The organism is Vagococcus humatus (genome assembly GCF_003950325.1).
Classification (GTDB): Bacteria; Bacillota; Bacilli; order Lactobacillales; family Vagococcaceae; genus Vagococcus_C; species Vagococcus_C humatus.
Window position 1 is genome coordinate 1 of record NZ_PXZH01000001.1, and the last position, 20,026, is coordinate 20,026.

The 20,026-nt window shown below is 36.9% G+C and carries 13 protein-coding genes, 13 tRNA genes, 1 rRNA gene and 1 riboswitch; of the genes, 25 read left to right on the forward strand and 2 right to left on the reverse strand.

Annotated features, from left to right (window positions below; translation table 11 throughout):
* Positions 1-11: 11 nt before the first annotated feature.
* The 17 genes from rrf (at position 12) to C7P63_RS00085 (ending at position 5,923) form a co-directional block, all read left to right on the forward strand.
* Positions 12-127: ribosomal RNA gene (gene rrf, locus C7P63_RS00005) — 5S ribosomal RNA — on the forward strand.
* Positions 128-132: 5 nt separating this feature from the next.
* A tRNA-Asn gene (locus C7P63_RS00010) sits at positions 133-206 on the forward strand.
* A 35-nt stretch (positions 207-241) separates the two neighbouring features.
* Positions 242-331: transfer RNA gene (locus C7P63_RS00015), tRNA-Ser, on the forward strand.
* 24 nt (positions 332-355) lie between these two features.
* Positions 356-427: transfer RNA gene (locus C7P63_RS00020), tRNA-Glu, on the forward strand.
* A gap of 34 nt (positions 428-461) precedes the next feature.
* A tRNA-Asp gene (locus C7P63_RS00025) sits at positions 462-537 on the forward strand.
* Position 538: 1 nt separating this feature from the next.
* Positions 539-614: transfer RNA gene (locus tag C7P63_RS00030), tRNA-Phe, on the forward strand.
* 3 nt (positions 615-617) lie between these two features.
* Positions 618-698, forward strand: a tRNA-Tyr gene (locus C7P63_RS00035).
* Positions 699-708: 10 nt separating this feature from the next.
* Positions 709-782, forward strand: a tRNA-Trp gene (locus C7P63_RS00040).
* 7 nt (positions 783-789) lie between these two features.
* Positions 790-862, forward strand: a tRNA-His gene (locus C7P63_RS00045).
* 9 nt (positions 863-871) lie between these two features.
* Positions 872-943, forward strand: a tRNA-Gln gene (locus C7P63_RS00050).
* Positions 944-962: 19 nt separating this feature from the next.
* Positions 963-1,033, forward strand: a tRNA-Cys gene (locus tag C7P63_RS00055).
* A 6-nt stretch (positions 1,034-1,039) separates the two neighbouring features.
* Positions 1,040-1,124 (forward strand) — tRNA-Leu (locus C7P63_RS00060).
* A gap of 45 nt (positions 1,125-1,169) precedes the next feature.
* Positions 1,170-1,242, forward strand: a tRNA-His gene (locus C7P63_RS00065).
* An 8-nt stretch (positions 1,243-1,250) separates the two neighbouring features.
* Positions 1,251-1,322: transfer RNA gene (locus C7P63_RS00070), tRNA-Gln, on the forward strand.
* Positions 1,323-1,518: 196 nt separating this feature from the next.
* On the forward strand, positions 1,519-2,496 hold the full coding sequence (locus C7P63_RS00075) for a GMP reductase (RefSeq protein ID WP_125942127.1): 978 nt from the start codon (positions 1,519-1,521) through the stop codon (positions 2,494-2,496).
* A 95-nt stretch (positions 2,497-2,591) separates the two neighbouring features.
* The gene (locus C7P63_RS00080; protein ID WP_125942128.1) at positions 2,592-5,414 is read left to right on the forward strand and encodes a sigma-54-dependent transcriptional regulator; all 2,823 of its coding nucleotides are present in this window, start codon (positions 2,592-2,594) and stop codon (positions 5,412-5,414) included.
* 11 nt (positions 5,415-5,425) lie between these two features.
* Positions 5,426-5,923 (forward strand): mannose/fructose/sorbose PTS transporter subunit IIB, encoded by a 498-nt coding sequence (locus tag C7P63_RS00085; protein WP_125942129.1) that lies wholly within the window; start codon positions 5,426-5,428, stop codon positions 5,921-5,923.
* An 86-nt stretch (positions 5,924-6,009) separates the two neighbouring features.
* Here C7P63_RS00085 and C7P63_RS00090 read toward each other — a convergent pair whose 3' ends face one another.
* Both C7P63_RS00090 and thiD read right to left on the reverse strand, forming a co-directional pair.
* Positions 6,010-6,552 carry an ECF transporter S component gene (locus C7P63_RS00090; RefSeq protein WP_125942130.1) on the reverse strand — a complete coding sequence of 181 codons (543 nt, stop codon included), beginning with the start codon at positions 6,550-6,552 and terminating at the stop codon, positions 6,010-6,012.
* Positions 6,539-7,381, reverse strand: coding sequence for a bifunctional hydroxymethylpyrimidine kinase/phosphomethylpyrimidine kinase (thiD, locus tag C7P63_RS00095; protein ID WP_125942131.1), 843 nt, complete (start codon positions 7,379-7,381; stop codon positions 6,539-6,541). Before thiD ends, C7P63_RS00090 begins: the two co-directional genes overlap by 14 nt.
* Before the next feature lie 112 nt (positions 7,382-7,493).
* On the opposite strand from thiD, the gene C7P63_RS00100 reads away from it, so the two are divergent.
* The 8 genes from C7P63_RS00100 (at position 7,494) to C7P63_RS00135 (ending at position 19,999) form a co-directional block, all read left to right on the forward strand.
* Positions 7,494-8,927, forward strand: a complete 1,434-nt coding sequence (locus C7P63_RS00100) for an aminotransferase-like domain-containing protein (protein WP_125942132.1) — start codon at positions 7,494-7,496, stop codon at positions 8,925-8,927.
* Positions 8,928-9,116: 189 nt separating this feature from the next.
* A riboswitch (M-box (ykoK) riboswitch) is annotated at positions 9,117-9,281 on the forward strand.
* Between the two features lie 235 nt (positions 9,282-9,516).
* Positions 9,517-12,153 carry a magnesium-translocating P-type ATPase gene (gene mgtA / locus C7P63_RS00105; protein WP_125942133.1) on the forward strand — a complete coding sequence of 879 codons (2,637 nt, stop codon included), beginning with the start codon at positions 9,517-9,519 and terminating at the stop codon, positions 12,151-12,153.
* Positions 12,154-12,632: 479 nt separating this feature from the next.
* Positions 12,633-13,745 (forward strand): pyruvate dehydrogenase (acetyl-transferring) E1 component subunit alpha, encoded by a 1,113-nt coding sequence (gene pdhA, locus C7P63_RS00110; protein ID WP_125942134.1) that lies wholly within the window; start codon positions 12,633-12,635, stop codon positions 13,743-13,745.
* Between the two features lie 2 nt (positions 13,746-13,747).
* Positions 13,748-14,725, forward strand: coding sequence for an alpha-ketoacid dehydrogenase subunit beta (locus C7P63_RS00115; RefSeq protein WP_125942135.1), 978 nt, complete (start codon positions 13,748-13,750; stop codon positions 14,723-14,725).
* 24 nt (positions 14,726-14,749) lie between these two features.
* A complete protein-coding gene (locus tag C7P63_RS00120; RefSeq protein ID WP_125942136.1) occupies positions 14,750-16,354 on the forward strand; it encodes a dihydrolipoyllysine-residue acetyltransferase in 1,605 nt (534 codons plus the stop codon).
* Between the two features lie 11 nt (positions 16,355-16,365).
* Positions 16,366-17,772: a dihydrolipoyl dehydrogenase gene (gene lpdA, locus C7P63_RS00125; protein ID WP_125942137.1), complete on the forward strand. Its 1,407-nt coding sequence runs from the start codon at positions 16,366-16,368 to the stop codon at positions 17,770-17,772.
* A gap of 442 nt (positions 17,773-18,214) precedes the next feature.
* A complete protein-coding gene (locus tag C7P63_RS00130) occupies positions 18,215-18,604 on the forward strand; it encodes a GrdX family protein (protein ID WP_125942138.1) in 390 nt (129 codons plus the stop codon).
* A gap of 108 nt (positions 18,605-18,712) precedes the next feature.
* The gene (locus C7P63_RS00135; protein WP_125942139.1) at positions 18,713-19,999 is read left to right on the forward strand and encodes a glycine/sarcosine/betaine reductase component B subunit; all 1,287 of its coding nucleotides are present in this window, start codon (positions 18,713-18,715) and stop codon (positions 19,997-19,999) included.
* Positions 20,000-20,026 lie beyond the last annotated feature (27 nt).

The following is a 20,026-nucleotide window of genomic DNA, read 5'->3' on the forward strand; positions in this document are numbered from 1 at the left end:
CAACAACATAGTGTGGTGGCGATAGCAAGAAGGATACACCTGTTCCCATGCCGAACACAGAAGTTAAGCTTCTTAGCGCCGATGGTAGTTGGGGGTTTCCCCCTGTGAGAGTAGGACGTTGCCACGCTTTATTCCGGCATAGCTCAGTTGGTAGTAGCGCATGACTGTTAATCATGATGTCGTAGGTTCGAGTCCTACTGCCGGAGTTACTAACTAATTTATTAGAGTAGGTATGAATCTTGGAGAGTTGTCCGAGCTGGCCGAAGGAGCATGATTGGAAATCATGTAGGCGGTAATAACTGTCTCAAGGGTTCGAATCCCTTACTCTCCGTTAGTTATAAATATTATGTCTTATGGCCCGTTGGTCAAGCGGTTAAGACACCGCCCTTTCACGGCGGTAACACGGGTTCGAGTCCCGTACGGGTCATTCAAGTTATTACTTGATAATTAAATAGCAGTGTGGTTCTGTGGTGTAGGGGTTAACATGCCTGCCTGTCACGCAGGAGATCGCGGGTTCGATTCCCGTCGGAACCGCCATGGCTCGGTAGCTCAGTTGGTAGAGCAACGGATTGAAGCTCCGTGTGTCGGCAGTTCGATTCTGTCCCGAGCCACCATTTGGAGGAATAGCGAAGTGGCTAAACGCGACGGACTGTAAATCCGTTCCTTAGGGTTCAGTGGTTCGAATCCACTTTCCTCCATTTTTTAGTTAGGGGTATAGTTTAAAGGTAGAACAGCGGTCTCCAAAACCGTTAGTGTGGGTTCAATTCCTGCTACCCCTGCCATTATATGGCGATTGTGGCGAAGTGGTTAACGCACCGGATTGTGGCTCCGGCATTCGTGGGTTCGATTCCCATCAGTCGCCTATTTTTATTGGGCTATAGCCAAGCGGTAAGGCAACGGACTTTGACTCCGTCATTCGTTGGTTCGAATCCAGCTAGCCCAGTTTTTTTTAATTGTATGAAGGCGGTATAGCCAAGTGGTAAGGCAGAGGTCTGCAAAACCTTTATCATCGGTTCAAATCCGGTTACCGCCTTATTTTGCCGGCGTGGCGGAATTGGCAGACGCGTTGGACTCAAAATCCAATGCCCGTTAAGGGCGTGCCGGTTCGACCCCGGCCGCCGGTATTTCACCAGTCTTGGGCTGGTGCTTTTTTATGAGTAATTTATATGGCGATTGTGGCGAAGTGGTTAACGCACCGGATTGTGGCTCCGGCATTCGTGGGTTCGATTCCCATCAGTCGCCCTTTATATTGGGCTATAGCCAAGCGGTAAGGCAACGGACTTTGACTCCGTCATTCGTTGGTTCGAATCCAGCTAGCCCAGTTAATCTGAAAGACTTGGAATATTCTAAGTCTTTTTTTGTTTTTTATAAAGACAAATAATTTATAAAAATAATAGAAAAGACTTGCTTTATTGTCTGTAATAGTGTAAATTATCATAGGAAACAAACGTTCTATATCCTTAGTTATAGAACGTTCGTATTTTTAAAATATTGAGATTCATTTAGGAGGATTTCAAGATGAAAATTTTTGATTATGAAGATGTGCAATTAGTACCTAATAAATGTATTGTTAACAGTCGATCTGAGTGCGATACACGGGTAACATTAGGTAAACATACATTTAAGATGCCAGTAGTACCAGCTAATATGCAGACGATAGTGGATGAAAATATTGCAGAATGGTTAGCTAAAAATGGTTATTTTTACATTATGCATCGGTTTGATGAAGCAGCGAGGCTGCCTTTCATCAAAAGAATGAAGGAACAAAAGTTAATCTCCTCTATTAGCATTGGGGTAAAAGAGAATGAATATAAGTTTGTGGATGAATTAGCGAGTCTTCAATTGGTTCCAGATTATATAACAATTGATATTGCTCACGGTCATTCTAACTCTGTTATTAATATGATTCAGTACATAAAAAAACAGTTACCTGATACGTTTGTGATTGCAGGGAACGTTGGAACTCCTGAAGCTGTTCGTGAGTTAGAAGCCGTAGGAGCTGATGCTACTAAAGTTGGGATTGGTCCAGGGAAAGTCTGCATTACGAAGCTTAAAACAGGTTTTGGTACAGGTGGTTGGCAATTAGCTGCAGTGCGCCGTTGTAGTAAGGCAGCTAGAAAACCGATTATTGCTGATGGTGGTATTCGGACACATGGTGATATTGCGAAATCTATTCGGTTTGGAGCAACTATGGTAATGATTGGCTCGTTGTTTGCAGGCCATGAAGAGTCTCCAGGGGAAACGAAAGTAGAAGATGGGGTTGTCTATAAAGAGTATTTTGGAAGTGCCTCTGAATTCCAAAAAGGTGAGAAGAAAAATGTGGAAGGTAAGAAAATCTGGATTCCGTTTAAAGGGTCACTAGAAGATACCCTAGTTGAAATGGAACAAGATTTACAATCATCTATTTCTTACGCAGGGGGAAATGATTTAGAAGCAATTAGAAAAGTAGATTATGTTGTGGTTAAAAATTCTATTTTTAATGGTGATATTTTTTAATGGGTTAAAAAAAGTCGATACACTCTTAGTAAGTGTATCGACTTTTTATGTGGATTCATTATAATGATAGATAGAATAAGAAAAATGGTGAGAAGATGAAAAGGATTGAAAAAGTTTATCAATATGTATTGGAGGTCACTCAGACTCAACAACCTCCAACAGGGGTGACAACTGCTGAAGTAGCTCAAGCTTTAACTATTCACCGCTCTAATGCTAGCAAAGATTTGAATCAATTGGTAGCCCAAGGGAAATTGTTTAAAACTACCACTCGCCCTGTTCATTATTTAGATATAAAGGAAAAACAAAGAGAGCCGTTAACTAGTGCAGTACCATCTTACAAAGAGCCGTTAAAAGCAGAACAGATAAATATGCAACAAGCATCCTCTATTCAAAAAGGAAAAAGTATTTTTAATGAATTAATTGGCTCCAATGGTAGTATGAAAGTTCAAGTGGAACAAGCAAAAGCTGCAGTCTTGTATCCGCCAAAAGGGTTAAACTGCTTGATTACTGGAGGGACTGGTACAGGGAAGACTTTTTTTGCCCACACAATGTTTGAATATGCTAAAGCTCATCAGTTAATTCATAATAAGTCTGAAAAATTAGTTGTGTTTAACTGTGCGGATTATGCGCATAATCCAGAGTTGTTGATGAGCCATTTATTTGGTTACTGTAAAGGGTCTTTTACTGGGGCTGAGGAGGATAAAGACGGATTGGTTAGTGAGGCAGATGGAGGAATGCTTTTCTTGGATGAAGTCCATCGTTTACCTCCAGAAGGACAAGAAATGATTTTTTATTTATTGGATCATGGTCTATACAATCGTTTAGGAGAAACGAATAAAAATAGAAAAGCGAGTGTCCGAATTATTTGTGCCACAACGGAAAATCCAGAATCTGCTTTATTAGGAACATTTGTGAGGAGAATACCGATAGTTATTCAACTTCCTAATTTCAATGAACGTCCCGCTAAAGAACAAATTACCTTACTTAGAACCTTACTAACTTTAGAGGCTAACCGTATTTACCGGCGTATTTTGATTGATGAAGATGCGGTGAAAGGCTTAATTGGAAGTGTGACTTTAGGCAATATTGGACAATTAAAATCCAATGTCCAGTTAGTGTGTGCTAGGGGATTTTTAAATAGTATTGGAAAAGAAGAAGTGAGTATTACAGTCAATGAATTAACGCCTAGTATTAAAGATGGCATTATTCACTTGGTTAGTAACCGGCAACTATTAAAGGACATGACTCAATATTTAGAGCCACAAATGCTAGTAACACCAGGTGAGAGTTTGTTGCCAATAGCAGAAGATCCCTATGAATTGCCTTATAATTTATATGACATTATAGGAGATAAGGCCGCTCTGTTAGAAATGGAAGGAATGGACCAAGAAAACATTAATAATTTTATTATGACGGATATTAATGTTCATTTAAAATCTTTTTATAAAGATAGTCAGCTAACCTTTGATGCAGAAAATAAATTAGAAGATATTTTAGATGAACAAATTATTAAGTTGACGAAGGAAATTTATGATTATGCTTGTCAAGCTTTGGATTATCTATATCCAGCTAGTTTTATTTATGCGATGGGGATGCACATTAGCTCCTTTTTAAAACAAATTGAGTATGGTCAAAGTAAACGCCGAATTAATGTGAATATTAAAAACATGGTGGAAGCCTACCCTAATGAACTGCAAGTTGCTAAAGGCATTAAAGATAAAATTCAAACTTATTATCAAGTGAAAGTGCCTGAAGCTGAAGTTTATTATTTAACAGTTTTATTAGCTTCACTTCAAGAAGAAAAGATGTCAGGACGGATTGGTATTGTAGTGGCAGCCCACGGAAAAAGTACAGCTACTAGTATGGTACAAGTAGTGAAAGGTCTTTTAAGTGTTGATAATATTAGAGGAGTAGACATGCCACTTGAAATGGACCCACGTCATGCCCTAGAGAGAATTATTCAGTCTGTTATAGAAGTGGATGAAGGAAGTGGCGTAGTTCTTCTAGTAGATATGGGATCTTTAGTGACCTTTTCTGAAGAAATTGAGGAGCGTACTGGTATTAAGGTGGCCACAGTTGATATGGTGACGACTCCGATTGTACTAGAGGCAGCTCGCAAAACCTCTTTACTAGAGACTAATCTAAGAGAACTAGCTGACTCACTGAAAAAATTCCGTGGTTATATGGCAGCTCCTTCTTCTTTACTAGTTAATTCTAATTTATCTGGTTCGCTTTTAGGAAAACCTAAAGCTATTGTAGCAGTTTGTGCATCAGGAGAAGGTACGGCAGTTCAGATAAAACACAAAATAGAGACCTCTTTAAGTCAAATTTTAGAAGAAGATATAAAAGTGTTGACGATTTCTCTTGTTAATATGAAAGAGCAAATAGCACACATTGAGCAGGAATACCGAATTATAGCCACAGCAGGTGTTATTCAACCAGATATTGAGGTACCGTTTATAACTATGGAGCAATTATTTAGTAGTCAAGGGGAACAACGAATTGTAGACATTGTTCATCACCAATTGCAATCAAAAGAAGCTGAGATGACTTTAGATGAAACCAGTGCTAAACAAGTTTGTCTTCATTATATGACAGAAAGCTTTACCTTTATTAATCCTACTAAAGTGTTGCCTATTTTTTGGCAAGGGACAGAACTTTTTGGACAATGCTTGGCACAAAGTTTTGACTACTCTTTTACTATTACAATGGTGATGCACTTGGCTGGTATGTTAGAACGGATTATGACAGGAGATACGTTAACAGCAGGAGAAGAGTTATTAAAAGAGAAAATGTGGCAAGATATTTATCAGCAGATTATTCCAGGCATAACTTATTTAGAAGAAACATTTTTAATTAAATTACCAGTAGCAGAAATATACTATATTGTTCAATTGTTACAGGCAGAGAATGAATAGGAGGAAGTAAGATGAGTATGTCTATTCGCTTAGTTCGAATTGATGACCGCTTAATTCATGGTCAAGTTGCTACCGTTTGGGCAAAATTAGCCAAAGTAAATCATATTTTAGTAGTTAGTGATGAGGTAGCCAAAGATCATTTAAGAAAAACACTTTTAAAACAAGCTGCTCCTTTAGGGGTCCAGGCTAATGTTATTCCTGTAAGTAAAATGATTGAAATTTACCCAGATTCCCGCTTTGATGGATTTAAAGCGATGTTGCTTTTCACCAACCCAACTGATGTAGAAAGGGTTGTTAAAGGTGGCGTTAAGATTGAATCTGTTAATATTGGCGGTATGTCTTTTTCAGAAGGAAAACGCATGATTACTAACGCTGTAGCAGTTAATCAAGCAGATGTGGCTGCCTTTAGTTATTTAGATGAACAAGGAATTCAATTGGAAGTTAGAAAAGTAGCAGCTGATAGTCGAGTATTACTTATGCCTTTATTGCGTAAAAATCAGATGGTTTAACTGATTAATAATAAAAAAAGTGTCTGTTACTTAGTTTTTATAAGCTAAATAAGTAACAGACAGTTTTTATTTATTTAAGTTGTTTATTAGTGGAAAGTTTGGTTCATAATTTTTTTTAGTGGCAAATACAAAATGGTTACTATGATTAATGTAGATAGACTATTAACGATAGTAGCAGGTAAAGAAGTGGTAGCTAAAACAACAGCAGCCTGCATTTTTGTGCCCATTAATAAGGCTAGTACAAGATTTTTGGAAAAAGTCATGCCAATCTTGGCTAAACCTGCTCCAAAGGCAACTAATAAAATAGTAGAAAGATGATCCTCTTTTTTGTGCAAGGCTTTAAAGATAAGAGCTGCCACGCCACCTACAATAAAACTTTCTAAAATAAAATACGGGGCTTCAGCAGCATATCCATTTAAACAATCAAAGATAGCGAAACCTAAACCACCTGCTAGAGCTCCTTTTTTATAACCTAAAAGAAGAACTGCTAAAAGTAAGACTGCATTACCTAAATGGATAAAGGGGGCACCAATCGCTGCAGGCATAGGAATTCGGATAGTTGTTCCTATAACAGTTAAAGTAGCAAAAAGCGCCATTAAAATAATTGAACGAGTACTAGTTTGTTTCATGATGTTCCTCCTTAGAAGTGAGTCGTTGATCAGTTTGATAATAATGACCATGCCATAAGTAGCCAATGTCCGGGGTGAGAAAGACCCCTTGCTGAATGCCGGAAGTTACGTAGTCTTTGGCTAAGGCGATGGCTTCCTTTAAAGGAATATTCCGGGCTAAACAGGCGGTTAATGCTGCACTAAAACTACAGCCTGCTCCGTGATTACTGCTCGTGTTAACTTTAGGAGACTTGAAAAAGGTATAATCTGTTCCATCATATAACAGATCAATAGCCATTTCACCTGGTAGTCGGTTACCACCTTTTATTAAAACGGATGCAGGTCCTAATTGATAGAGACTTCTAGCGGACTTTTTTAATTGGTCAATCGAAGTAATTTCTCCTTGTTCTGAAAGAATACCTGCCTCAATTAAATTAGGAGTAACTATGGTTGCTTTAGGAAGTAAATAGTGACTAAGGGCGTGGATATTCTCTTGTTGTAATAAATCACTAGGACCTTTTCCTACTAAAACCGGATCAACGATTAGCTTTTTTTGACCATAAGTTTGAATAAAATAGTGAATTCTCTCTGCAACTGCAGGGTGACCTAATAAACCGGTTTTTATAGCATCTAAAGAGCCTCCTGCAAAATTATTTAATAATTGTTGGTGGATAAGTTGTTCTGACATAGGGGTAAGGGTGTATTGATGATTGTCAGGGTTAAATGCCATAATGCTAGTGATACAAGTTAGGCCAAAAGTGCCAAATTCCTGAAAGGTTTTTAAATCAGCTTGGATACCTGCTCCTCCCCCAGAGTCAGATCCAGCAATTGATAATACTTTTTTAATCAAGATAAAGCCTCCTAAAGTAAACGTGTTTAAAATTAATCATACCCCTTTATTATTTTGATAAAAAGAGCCAATTGGGGTATATTTAAACCATCCAATTAAAAGGGAGATTAGTATGTGGCAATTAGATAGAACAACAACTGAACCGTTATATCAACAAATTATTCAGTTAGTATTAACCAATATTCAAACAGGAAAATTATTACCAGGAGACCTACTGCCTCCTGAACGTAAATTAGCAGAACTTTTAGAAGTTAACCGGTCAACGGTTGTCAGAGCTTTAGATGAGCTGACCTCAAAAGGGGTTCTTATTAGAAAACAAGGAAGTGGCACCCGGGTAAATCCTGAAAAATGGGGACGTTATACAGGATTTACTGCTAATTGGAAAGAATATTTAACGCAAGGGGCCTTCAATCAAGAAGAACCGTATTTAACTAAGATAAAACAAGTACCAAAAAGTGAAACAGTGGATAATTTGGCAACAGGTGATTTGCCTTTATCCCTTATTCCAAGCATCGATTTACCTAATATCACTTGGAAAGAATTTATTCAAGAAGAAGAACAAGAAGACATTCTAGGTTATCTACCTTTAAGAGAAAAAGTAGCGGCTTTTTTGACTGAAGAAAATCAGTTAACGTTGCCAGCTTCTCAGCTACTTTTAACTTCAGGCGCCCAGCAAGCTTTGTTTTTACTGATTCAAGTTCTTTTAGCTCCAGGGGATGCAGTGGCGATTGAGCAGCCTTCTTTTTTTTATGCCCTACCTATTTTCCAAGCAGCAGGTATACGTGTATATGGTGTACCTGTTTCAGAGACAGGAATGGATTTAGACCAATTAGAAGATTTAATTGTTAGAAAAAAAATCAAGATGATGTTTACGAATCCTAACTTTCAAAATCCAACAGGGTATCTGTTAGGACTTTCTTACCGGAAAAAATTATTAAATGTATGTCGTTCTTATCAAATTCCAGTAGTAGAAGATGACGTATTTGGTCAATTATATATAGAAAAGAAAGATAGACCCACCCAATTAAAACAGCTAGATTTTGATAATGTTATCTACATAGGGTCGTTATCTAAAATACTTGGCTCAACCACTAAAATTGGTTGGATCAGCGCTCCAGTCCAAGTGTTAGAACAATTAACAAAAGCGCGTCAGGCGATGGACTTTTCTATGAGTATTTTCCCTCAAGTACTGGCTTATGATGCTCTTAAAGGCTTAATGAAGCACGGACAATTAGAAGATTTAAGAGCCCAGTTAGTTAAGAAGCAACAGCAGTTTATTCAGCAATTAGAAAAAGAATGCCCCACTGCATTTACTTATTTCATTCCAAAAGGTGGGTATTATTTATGGCTAACCTATCCTCATAAACGTTTAACTAAAAAAGATTATGACTTATTTATTCATCAAGAACTTTTAGTTATGCCTAGTTTTTTATTTGGGGCAGATAGTCAAAGTTTCCGTGTGAACTATGCTAACTTAGAAGATCAACATCTTCCTAGGATAATGGCAAAGTTAAAAAAAATTCTAAAGATTTGGGAAGACAAGTAAATTCTTGTCAAAAAGAAATAAAAAGAGTTACAATAGATAAAAGGAGTAATAGATGAACACATCTGTTTTACTAACTAGAGTGGTTTATTTTATGGCTAGCTGTTTATCAACAAGTAAAGACCAAGATTGGTTGTAAGTTGTTATTGACATTTATCCACATACCTCCTACACTTATATTGTAATGTAATTAAATAAATCTGTTAGGTGAGGCTCCTATATAGAAATACGCTACTGCCCAAAAATGTCGAGAGACGCCAATGGGTCAACTGAAATTGTCGAACAAGGCTTTTTCTAATGTAGCTGACCAATTTGTCTAAGCTATATAGTGCTAAAACTCGACGTAGAGATTAACTTACGAGCTATTTGATTAGATTTTTCGTATGCACTCTCGATTGTCGAGGGTGCATTTTTTGTTTAATTATGAGAATACTTACACGAAAGGGTGAGGAAAATGTCCCGCAGTACCAATGAACCAAAAGAGCCTGGAAGTAGTCGAAGGCGAGAGAAGGAAATAAGTCATTTCCCCCACTCGTGTCAGTGACTTATAACGTTTTCTCGCTAATCTATTGAAGAAAGTGAGGAATGACGAATGAAAAAAGTAACTAAAAAAGAAGAAACAAAACGGTTGAATCGTCAAGAAAGTAAAGATTTAGAATTAAAAAAGCTAGCAGCTTTATCTGAGAGAGAATTAATGATGGAATTTCGCACCTCTCCAGAAGGTTTATCTGAAGAAGATGCAGCGAAACGATTAGAAGAATATGGTCCTAATGAAGTAGCGGCTCAAAGTCCTATTCCAGCTTGGAAATTATTGCTTTATTGTTTTAAAGATCCTTTTGTTTATGTTTTGGCCTTACTTCTAGTTGTTTCAGCTCTAACAAAAGATTATGAAGCAGCGATTATTATGGGCATTATGATTTTATGTAGTGTTATTATTCAATTTATTCAAGATTACCGGTCTCAAAAAGCGAGTTTTGATTTAAAAGAATTGATTGAAAATACATGTGCTATTACCCGTGAAGGAAAAACAGAAGAAATTCCCATGGATGAAGTAGTTCCAGGAGATATTGTCTCTCTTTCAACTGGGGATATGATTCCAGCAGATGCTGTTTTAATTTGGACAAATGACTTGTTTATCAACCAGTCTTCTTTAACAGGAGAGTCTATGCCTGTGGAAAAATTTGTTGAAGCAGGTATTGATGAAAAAGTTAAACGAGATGAAGACTTAACCGCATTAGATATGCAAGATTTAGTATTTATGGGAACGGATGTGTTAAGTGGACAAGGTAAAGCCATTATTTTAAGAACAGGAGATCAAACTTTCTTTGGGGATATTGCTAAAACTGCCACAGGAGAAAGAGGAGATACGGCTTTTGATGTGGGTATTTCTAAAGTAAGTAAGTTGTTACTTAGAATGGTAGCTGTCTTGTTTCCAGTTGTTCTTTTGTTAAATGGCTTTACTAAAGGAGATTGGGATCAAGCATTTTTCTTTGCCATAGCTGTAGCAGTAGGGTTAACTCCTGAAATGTTGCCAATGATTGTTACTAGTAATTTAGCTAAAGGTGCTCTTAGTCTTTCTAAGAAACAAGTGATTGTTAAAGAATTAGCTTCTATTCAAAACTTAGGCAGTATGGATGTTTTGTGTACAGATAAAACAGGAACTATCACAGAAGACCGAGTAGTTTTAGTGGAGCATGTGAATCCGTTAGGGGATGATGATGAACGGGTATTAGACTATGCTTACATTAATTCTAAGTTTCAAACTGGTTGGCGCAACTTGATTGATCATGCTGTGATGAACTATTACGAAGGCAAACGAGATAATCGTTTATTTGATCAAGTCGAAAAAATTGATGAAATTCCGTTTGATTTTTCTAGAAGACGTTTGACTGTAGCAGTAACGTTAGAAGATCACCATATTATGGTAACTAAAGGTGCTGTAGAAGAAATGGGAGAAGTTTGTACCCATGCGGAGATTAACGGAGAAATTATTGAATTAACCGATGAGATTAGAAAAGAAATGCGTGCAGTAAATGTGAAGATGAATGAACAAGGTATGCGAGTGATTGCAGTTGCTTACCGTAAAGACATTCATACTGAACCAATCTACACAGTGAAAGATGAAGAAAATATGGTGTTAATTGGATTTGTTGGCTTTTTAGATCCAGCTAAACAATCAGCAGTTACTGCCATTTCTTCATTACATGAGCACGGGGTAGCAGTTAAAGTATTAACTGGCGATAATGAGATTGTTTCTAGAAAAGTGTGTCAAGATGTAGGAATTGAAGTGGACCAAGTATTAATTGGTAGTCAGATTGCAGAGATGACTGATTTAGAATTAAAAGAGCAGGTAGATCATATTAATTTATTTGCGAAGCTATCTCCTATGCAAAAGTCACGGATTATTACCTTATTACAAGAAAAAGGACACACGGTAGGCTTTATGGGAGATGGTATTAACGATGCACCTGCTTTAAGAAAGGCGGATGTAGGGATCTCTGTGGATACTGCAGCAGATATAACCAAAGATGCTAGTTCCATCATCTTACTGCAAAAAAGCTTGAATGTGTTAGAAGATGGTATTTTAGAAGGCCGTCGTGTTTTTACTAATATGATGAAATATATCAAAATTACCATTAGTTCTAACTTTGGGAATGTATTCTCTGTTTTAGTTGCTAGTGCTTTTTTACCTTTCTTACCTATGCTATCTATCCAACTATTAATTCAAAACTTAATTTATGACTTTGCACAGCTCACAACTCCTTGGGATAATGTGGATGAAAGTGATATTATTAAGCCGGTTAAATGGGGAACAGAAGGCTTGTTCAAATTTACTATTTGTATAGGACCAGTTAGCAGTATTTTTGATATTTTAACTTACTTAGTGATGTGGTTTATCTTTGGAGCTAATACGATAGCGGATCAGTCTTTATTCCAAACAGGTTGGTTTTTAGTTGGTTTAATTACTCAAACTATGGTAGTTCATATTGTTAGAACGGAAAAAGTGCCGTTCCTTGAAAGCCGAGCAAGTACTCCTTTACTTATTTCTAGTGGATTAGCTATTTTAGCAGGTTTTTTAATTGTCACAACTCCTATTCGAGATGGCTTTAAATTTACCCGCCTACCTAGTAGTTACTGGCCATGGCTAATTGGGATTGTGATTGCTTATATGTTTGCCACAGAATTGGCTAAAAGAATTTATATTAAAGTTAATAAAGAATGGTTATAGCCGATAGCTAGCCTTAAAAACATATAGGTGAACTAAAAGAAAAAATTCACGCAATCTTATAACGAAAATAAACAAATAATACCCTTCTTATTTTTATAAGAAGGGTTCTTTTTTGCATTAAACGTTCACTTAACGATATAATAAAAAGTGTAAGCCCTTGTATAACACGTAATATTTAGGTTATTAGCCTATGTTGTAGTACAGAATATAAGGTACTATAATACAGTGATGCTGTGAAATGGATACTTTTAATTGTAATAATTATATTAAGTGAAATTATTCACTTCCCTTTGTTTCATAGGTGTTTGTAGCGTTTTTATTTGTGAAGCCTATTTCCAAACAAATTAGTTGCATAAGTTAAAAGACCATGTTAAGTTATTAGTGTAATCAATGAAAAAACAAAAAATATTAATACAGATTTTCTATCTGTTTGGCAACAAACAACGGAAAATATTGAATAGAGAGAGGATTGTGTAACAATGGCGAAGAAAAAAATTAGTCCTGTTGATTTTGAAGCTTTGTTAGAAGACATCAATGCAGATTTCCCAACAGTACAAGTATTAGACAAAGACGGAAAGGTAACTAATCCTGATTTAATGCCCGATTTATCTGATGAGGAGTTAGTTGAATTAATGACTAATATGGTATGGGCGCGTACCTTAGATCAACGTTCAACTGCTTTAAACCGTCAAGGACGTCTAGGATTCTATGCACCTACAGCTGGACAAGAAGCTAGTCAATTAGCAAGTCAATTTGCTATGGAAAAAGAAGACTACGTATTACCAGGTTATCGTGATGTTCCTCAATTAGTTAAACATGGTCTACCTTTGACTGAAGCATTCTTATGGTCTCGTGGACACGTTGACGGAAACAACTACCCAGAAAGCTTAAAAGCAATGCCTCCACAAATTATTATTGGAGCACAATATGTGCAAGCAGCTGGTGTGGCTTTAGGACTTAAAAAACGTGGCAAGAAAAATGTCGTGTTTACTTACACAGGTGATGGTGGTTCATCTCAAGGAGATTTCTACGAAGGTATCAACTTTGCGAGTGCTTACCAAGCTAATGCCGTTTTCTTTATCCAAAACAATGGCTTTGCTATTTCAACTCCTCGTGCTAAACAAACAGCAGCTAAAACATTAGCTCAAAAAGCAGTGGCTGTTGGAATTCCAGGCATCCAAGTTGATGGAATGGATCCACTAGCTGTTTACGCTGTAACTAAAAAAGCTAGAGATTGGTCTGCTGAAGGAAATGGACCTGTTTTAATTGAAACTTTAACATTCCGTTACGGTCCTCATACTTTATCAGGTGATGATCCTAAGAGATACCGTACTTCTGAAGAAGAAGATTACTGGCATGAAAGAGATCCATTAACTCGTTTCCGTATTTTCTTAACTGAAAAAGGTTTATGGTCAGAAGAAAAAGAAGCAGCTGTTGTAGAACAAACAAAAGAAGAAATTAAACAAGCAATTAAAGAAGCAGACGCAGCACCAAAACAAAAAATTTCAGAGTTCTTGAAAAATATGTATGAAGTATCTCCACAAAATATCCAAGAACAAATTGCAACATTTGAAGCGAAGGAGTCGAAATAATTATGGCACAAAAAACAATGATCCAAGCAATTACAGATGCACTTGCTCTTGAATTAGAAAAAGATGAAAATGTCTTAGTATTCGGTGAAGACGTTGGTCATAATGGCGGAGTATTCCGTGCAACAGAAGGGTTACAAGAAAAATTTGGAGAAGACCGTGTATTTGATACACCTTTAGCAGAATCTGGTATTGGTGGTTTATCTATTGGTTTATCATTAGAAGGTTATCGTCCTGTTCCAGAAATCCAATTCTTCGGTTTTGTTTTTGAAGTAATGGATTCTATTGCTGGTCAAATGTCTCGGACTCGTTACCGTATGGGTGGCACACGTCATATGCCAATTACAGTTCGCGCACCTTTTGGTGGTGGTGTACATACACCTGAACTTCACGCTGACAACTTAGAAGGTTTAATGGCTCAAACACCAGGTTTGCGTGTAGTTATTCCAAGTAACCCATATGATGCTAAAGGTTTATTAATCTCAGCTATTAGAGATAATGACCCAGTTATTTTCTTAGAACATATGAAGTTATACCGTTCATTCCGTGAAGAAGTGCCTGAAGGTGAATATACAGTACCTTTAGATAAAGCAGCTATTACACGTGAAGGAACTGACGTTACAGTTATCACTTATGGTGCAATGGTTCGTGAAGCAATTAAAGCTGCAGATAAATTAGAAAAAGACGGTATTTCAGTAGAAATCGTTGACTTACGTACAGTAGCTCCTCTTGATGTAGAAACAATTATTGCTTCTGTTGAAAAAACAGGACGTGTGGTAGTTGTACAAGAAGCTCAAAAACAAGCAGGCGTAGGCGCACAAGTTGTCTCAGAAATTTCAGAACGTGCTATCCTTTCATTGGAAGCTCCTATTGGACGTGTATCAGCTCCTGATACAGTATTCCCATTTGGTCAAGCTGAAAGTGCTTGGTTACCTAATGCGGCAGATATTGAAGCAAAAGTGAGAGAAATTCACGAATTCTAATTGAACAGAAAGGGAGACAAAAACATGGCATTTCAATTTAAATTACCAGATATCGGAGAAGGTATTGCAGAAGGCGAAATCGTAAAATGGTTCGTTAAAGAAGGCGATACAATCAATGAAGATGATACATTACTAGAAGTACAAAATGATAAATCAGTGGAAGAAATTCCTTCACCTGTTACAGGTAAAGTATTAAAAGTAGTCGTACCAGAAGGCACAGTAGCTAATGTTGGGGATGTGTTAGTAGAAATTGACGCACCTGGACATGAGTCAGCTGACGCACCTGAACAAGTAGCGGCAACACCAGCTGCACCAGCACCAGCAGCTAGCGGAGCAAAAGCAGTTTTCCAATTTAAATTACCAGATATCGGAGAAGGTATTGCAGAAGGCGAAATCGTAAAATGGTTCGTTAAAGAAGGCGATACAATCAACGAAGATGATACATTACTAGAAGTACAAAATGATAAATCAGTGGAAGAAATTCCTTCACCTGTTACAGGTAAAGTAGTTAGTGTGGTAGTACCAGAAGGCACAGTGGCTAATGTTGGGGATGTGTTAGTAGAAATTGACGCACCTGGACACAACGATGCAGTGGCAACACCAGCAGCTTCACCTGAAACATCAGCACCAGCAACTTCAACTCAAGAAGTAGCTAGCGGTGTAGTAGCTGTTAGTGATCCAAACAAACGAATTTTAGCTATGCCATCTGTTCGTCAGTATGCTCGTGATAAAGGAATTGATATTTCTTTAGTACCAGCAACTGGTAAAGGTGGACGAATTACTCGTGAAGACATTGATGCGTTTGCTGCAGGTGGTTCATCAGTGGCAACACCAGCTGAAACAACACCAGAAGTAGCACCAGCACAAGCTACTGCTACACCAGCAGCACCACAAGCACCAGCTCAACCATTTGTAGGGGTTGCTGAAGAAGAAACTCGTGAAAAAATGTCAGCAACACGTCGTGCGATTGCTAAAGCAATGGTTAACAGTAAACATACAGCTCCTCATGTTACGTTACATGATGAAGTAGAAGTGTCTAAATTATGGGATCACCGTAAGAAATTTAAAGCTGTTGCAGCTGATCGTGGCACTAAATTAACATTCTTACCATACGTGGTGAAAGCTTTAACTGCTACAGTTAAAAAATATCCAGTTCTAAATGCTTCAATTGATGATGCAACAGACGAAATTGTCTACAAACATTATTATAATATTGGAATTGCTACAGATACAGATCATGGTTTATATGTGCCAAATGTTAAACATGCAGATATGAAGAGTATGTTTGATATTGCAGATGAAATTAACGCAAAAGCCGCAGAAGCTCATGAAGGTAAATTAGCAGCTGCTGACATGCGTAATGGTAGCATTACTATTAGTAATATTGGTTCAGTTGGTGGTTCATGGTTTACACCAGTTATTAACTACCCTGAAGTAGCTATTTTAGGAGTAGGAACTATTAAACAAGAACCAATCGTTAACGAAGACGGCGAAATTGTAGTAGGTCGTATGATGAAATTATCATTCAGCTTTGACCACCGTATCGTAGACGGAGCAACAGCACAAAAAGCAATGAACAATATTAAACGTTTATTAGCAGATCCAGAATTATTATTAATGGAAGGGTAGAGTGAGGCAAGATGGTAGTAGGAGATTTTGCGATTGAATTAGATACAGTTGTAATCGGAGCAGGCCCTGGTGGATATGTTGCTGCTATTCGCGCCGCTCAAATGGGACAAAAAGTTGCCATTATCGAACGTGAATACATTGGTGGCGTTTGTTTAAACGTTGGATGTATTCCTTCTAAAGCGTTAATTAATGCAGGACATCAATACCAACATGCTTTAGATGGAGAAGTTTTTGGTATCTCTACTAAAGACGTTACGATTGATTTTTCTAAAACTCAAGATTGGAAAGACAATAAAGTTGTTAAGAAATTGACAAGTGGTGTTGAATTCCTTCTTAAAAAGAACAAAGTAGAAATTATCGAAGGAGAAGCATTCTTCGTTGATGAACATAACTTACGTGTGATTAAAGGCGAAAGTGCTCAAACATATACTTTTAACAATGCGATTGTTGCAACAGGTAGTCGTCCAATCGAAATTAAAGGCTTTAAATTTGGTGGACGTATTATTGACTCAACTGGTGGCTTAAACTTAAAAGAAATCCCTAAAAAATTAGTTATTGTTGGTGGTGGAGTTATCGGTGCTGAACTAGGTGGTGCTTATGCTAACTTAGGAACCGAAGTAACTATTTTAGAAGGATCACCTCAAATTTTACCAACCTTTGAAAAAGATATGGTTAAATTAGTGGAACGTTCATTTAAGAAAAAAGGCATGAAAGTTGTTACTAAAGCAATGGCTAAATCAGCTGTTGACAATGGTGACAGCGTAACTGTGACATATGAAGCTAAAGGTAAAGAAGAAACAATTGAAGCAGATTATGTGATGGTAACTGTTGGTCGTCGTCCTAATACAGATAACTTAGGATTAGATGTTATTGGTATTGAAATGACTGACCGTGGTTTAGTGAAGGTTGATAATCAAGGACGTACTAATATTTCTACTATCTTTGCTATTGGAGATATTGTACCTGGAGCTGCTCTTGCTCATAAAGCAAGTTATGAAGCTAAAATTGCTGCAGAAGCTATTTCTGGTAAAGCAGTGGCAGTGGATTATGTAGCAATGCCTGCTGTAGCCTTTACAGATCCTGAGCTTGCCTCAGTTGGTATGACTGAAGCAGAAGCTAAAGAAAAAGGTCTAGATGTAAAAGCATCTAAATTCCCATTAGGTGGAAATGGCCGAGCTTTATCACTAAATCAAACAGATGGTTTTGTTCGTCTAGTGACAACAAAAGAAGATAATGTGATTGTTGGTTGTCAAGTTGCCGGTGTGAATGCTAGTGACATTATTGCTGAAGTTGGTTTAGCAATCGAAGCTGGTATGAATGCGGAAGATATTGCTCTTACTATTCACTCACATCCTTCTCTATCTGAATCTGTGATGGATACAGCAGAACTTGCTTTAGGTATGCCTATCCACGCTTAATTCATCTGATTAGATAAATAGCTGAGACTCTTCGGAGTGTCAGCTATTTTTTTGTTTAACAGATTGCTTCTTTTTATTCTATCTTTATTAAAATATATTCATTAAAAATTAATGACTTTGCCTCTGAATTACTCCTCATTTCTTTTTTTACTCCCTTGAATTATAACATGATTGTGATACAATCAACATATAGATATGAAAGGGTGTTCATTATGATGATTAAAGGATTATTCAACCAACTAAATCGCTGAATTTTTAATAAAAATGAACAGGTTTGCTCATTCGTATTCAATTTGTCTTATTGTGGAATAATTGATGAAAGTGTTCTAAATATGCATAAGGATCTTTATATAAACAGGTGGAATAGGTTGCCGGTTATATGAACGTATTTGTAGCATAGATAATTAGAACGCTTATTTCGTGTTGCCTAGGAGGAGAAAAGATGCTTTTAGTGACAAACAATCCAATGGTTGAAGAAAAAATAAACTGTATTCCAAAAGAGTATGTAGAAGTGGAGTACGGAGAAGTTTTACAAATAGTAAAACAACACATTATTGAAAATAATTATGTCTTATTAACTCATCCTCTAAGTGGGAGCATTAAACCTAATGAGACTTATTATAAATCTATTATTTTAGATGATAATCAACGACCATACACAGATTTAGCTAGTTTGGAGTTAATCGAAGATGCTGAAGCTGTTTATGATAAATTTATGAAGAACAAAATGCGTCCTAATTGGACCGAAAAAGTGTTAAAAGATTTTGCCTATGTAGATTACTACATTATGAGAAGTACATTTGAGTGTATGCAAATGCAACTACCTTTATAAAAGGATACTCTCAAATTTTATTTAATCAATTAATGGAGGTGGTTATGCGTCACACGATTTTGTACTTTTAGCTAGTAAGTTTTTGAAAATATGAACTGAGGTGAAGAAATGAAATTAGAATTAGGAAAGATTAATATCAATCAAGTTGTGATTGGTACTGAATCAAAAATTGTTGATGGAACGCTTCATATTTGCGACCAAGACATCATCTCAATAGTATTAGAAGATGATCGTATTGCTTCATGTCATGTGGAAATCGCAAATCCAGGAGATAAAACACGGATTACTCCAGTAAAAGATGTGATCGAGCCTCGCTGTAAAGTGGACTCTAAAGGTGGTATATTCCCAGGTGTTATTAATAAAATGGATACGGTGGGTAGCGGTCGGACACATGCTCTAAAAGGCTGTGGCATTATGACTGTTGGAAAGATTGTTGGTTTCCAAGAAGGTATCGTGGACATGTCAGGTCCAGGAGCAGAAAAAACACCTTTCTCTAAAATTATTAATATCTGTTTAGTAGTAGAACCAAAAGAAGGACTTGAACCACATAGTTATGAACAAGCGGTTCGGTTTGCAGGATTAAGAGTAGCGGATTATGTAGGAAAATTAGGTCATGATGTAGAACCAGATGAAGTGATGACTTATGAAACTAAACCACTTTTAGAACAAATTGCTGAGTATCCTGAGCTACCTAAAGTGGGATATGTGTACATGTTACAAACACAAGGACTTCTACATGATACCTATGTATACGGCGCAGATGCTAAACATATTATTCCAACTATTTTATATCCAACTGAAATCATGGACGGTGCTATTTTAAGTGGTAACTGTGTGTCAGCTTGTGACAAAAACACAACTTATCATCACTTAAACAACCCAGTGATTGAAGAACTATATGCTAAACATGGAAAAGAAATAAACTTCATGGGAGTTATTATCACGAATGAAACTGTTTATTTAGCAGATAAAGAACGTTCAAGTGATTGGACTTCTAAATTAGCTGAATACTTAGGATTAGATGGTGTCATTATTACCCAAGAAGGTTTTGGTAACCCAGATACTGACTTAATTATGAACTGTAAAAAAATTGAACAAAAAGATATTAAAACAGTTATTGTAACAGATGAATATGCTGGACGAGATGGCGCTAGTCAGTCTTTAGCCGATGCAGATAAGTTAGCGGATGCTTGTGTTACAGGAGGAAATGCTAACGAAGTGATCGAATTACCAGCAATGGATAAATTGATTGGTCAATTAGATTATGTAGATGTTATTGCAGGTGGATTTGATGGAAGTTTACGTGAGGATGGCACTATTGAAGTTGAAATCCAAGCGATTACAGGAGCAACAAATGAACTAGGCTTCAACCATATGTCTGCAAAAGGAAACTAAATATAAGTAGAGACGACAGATAAGGAG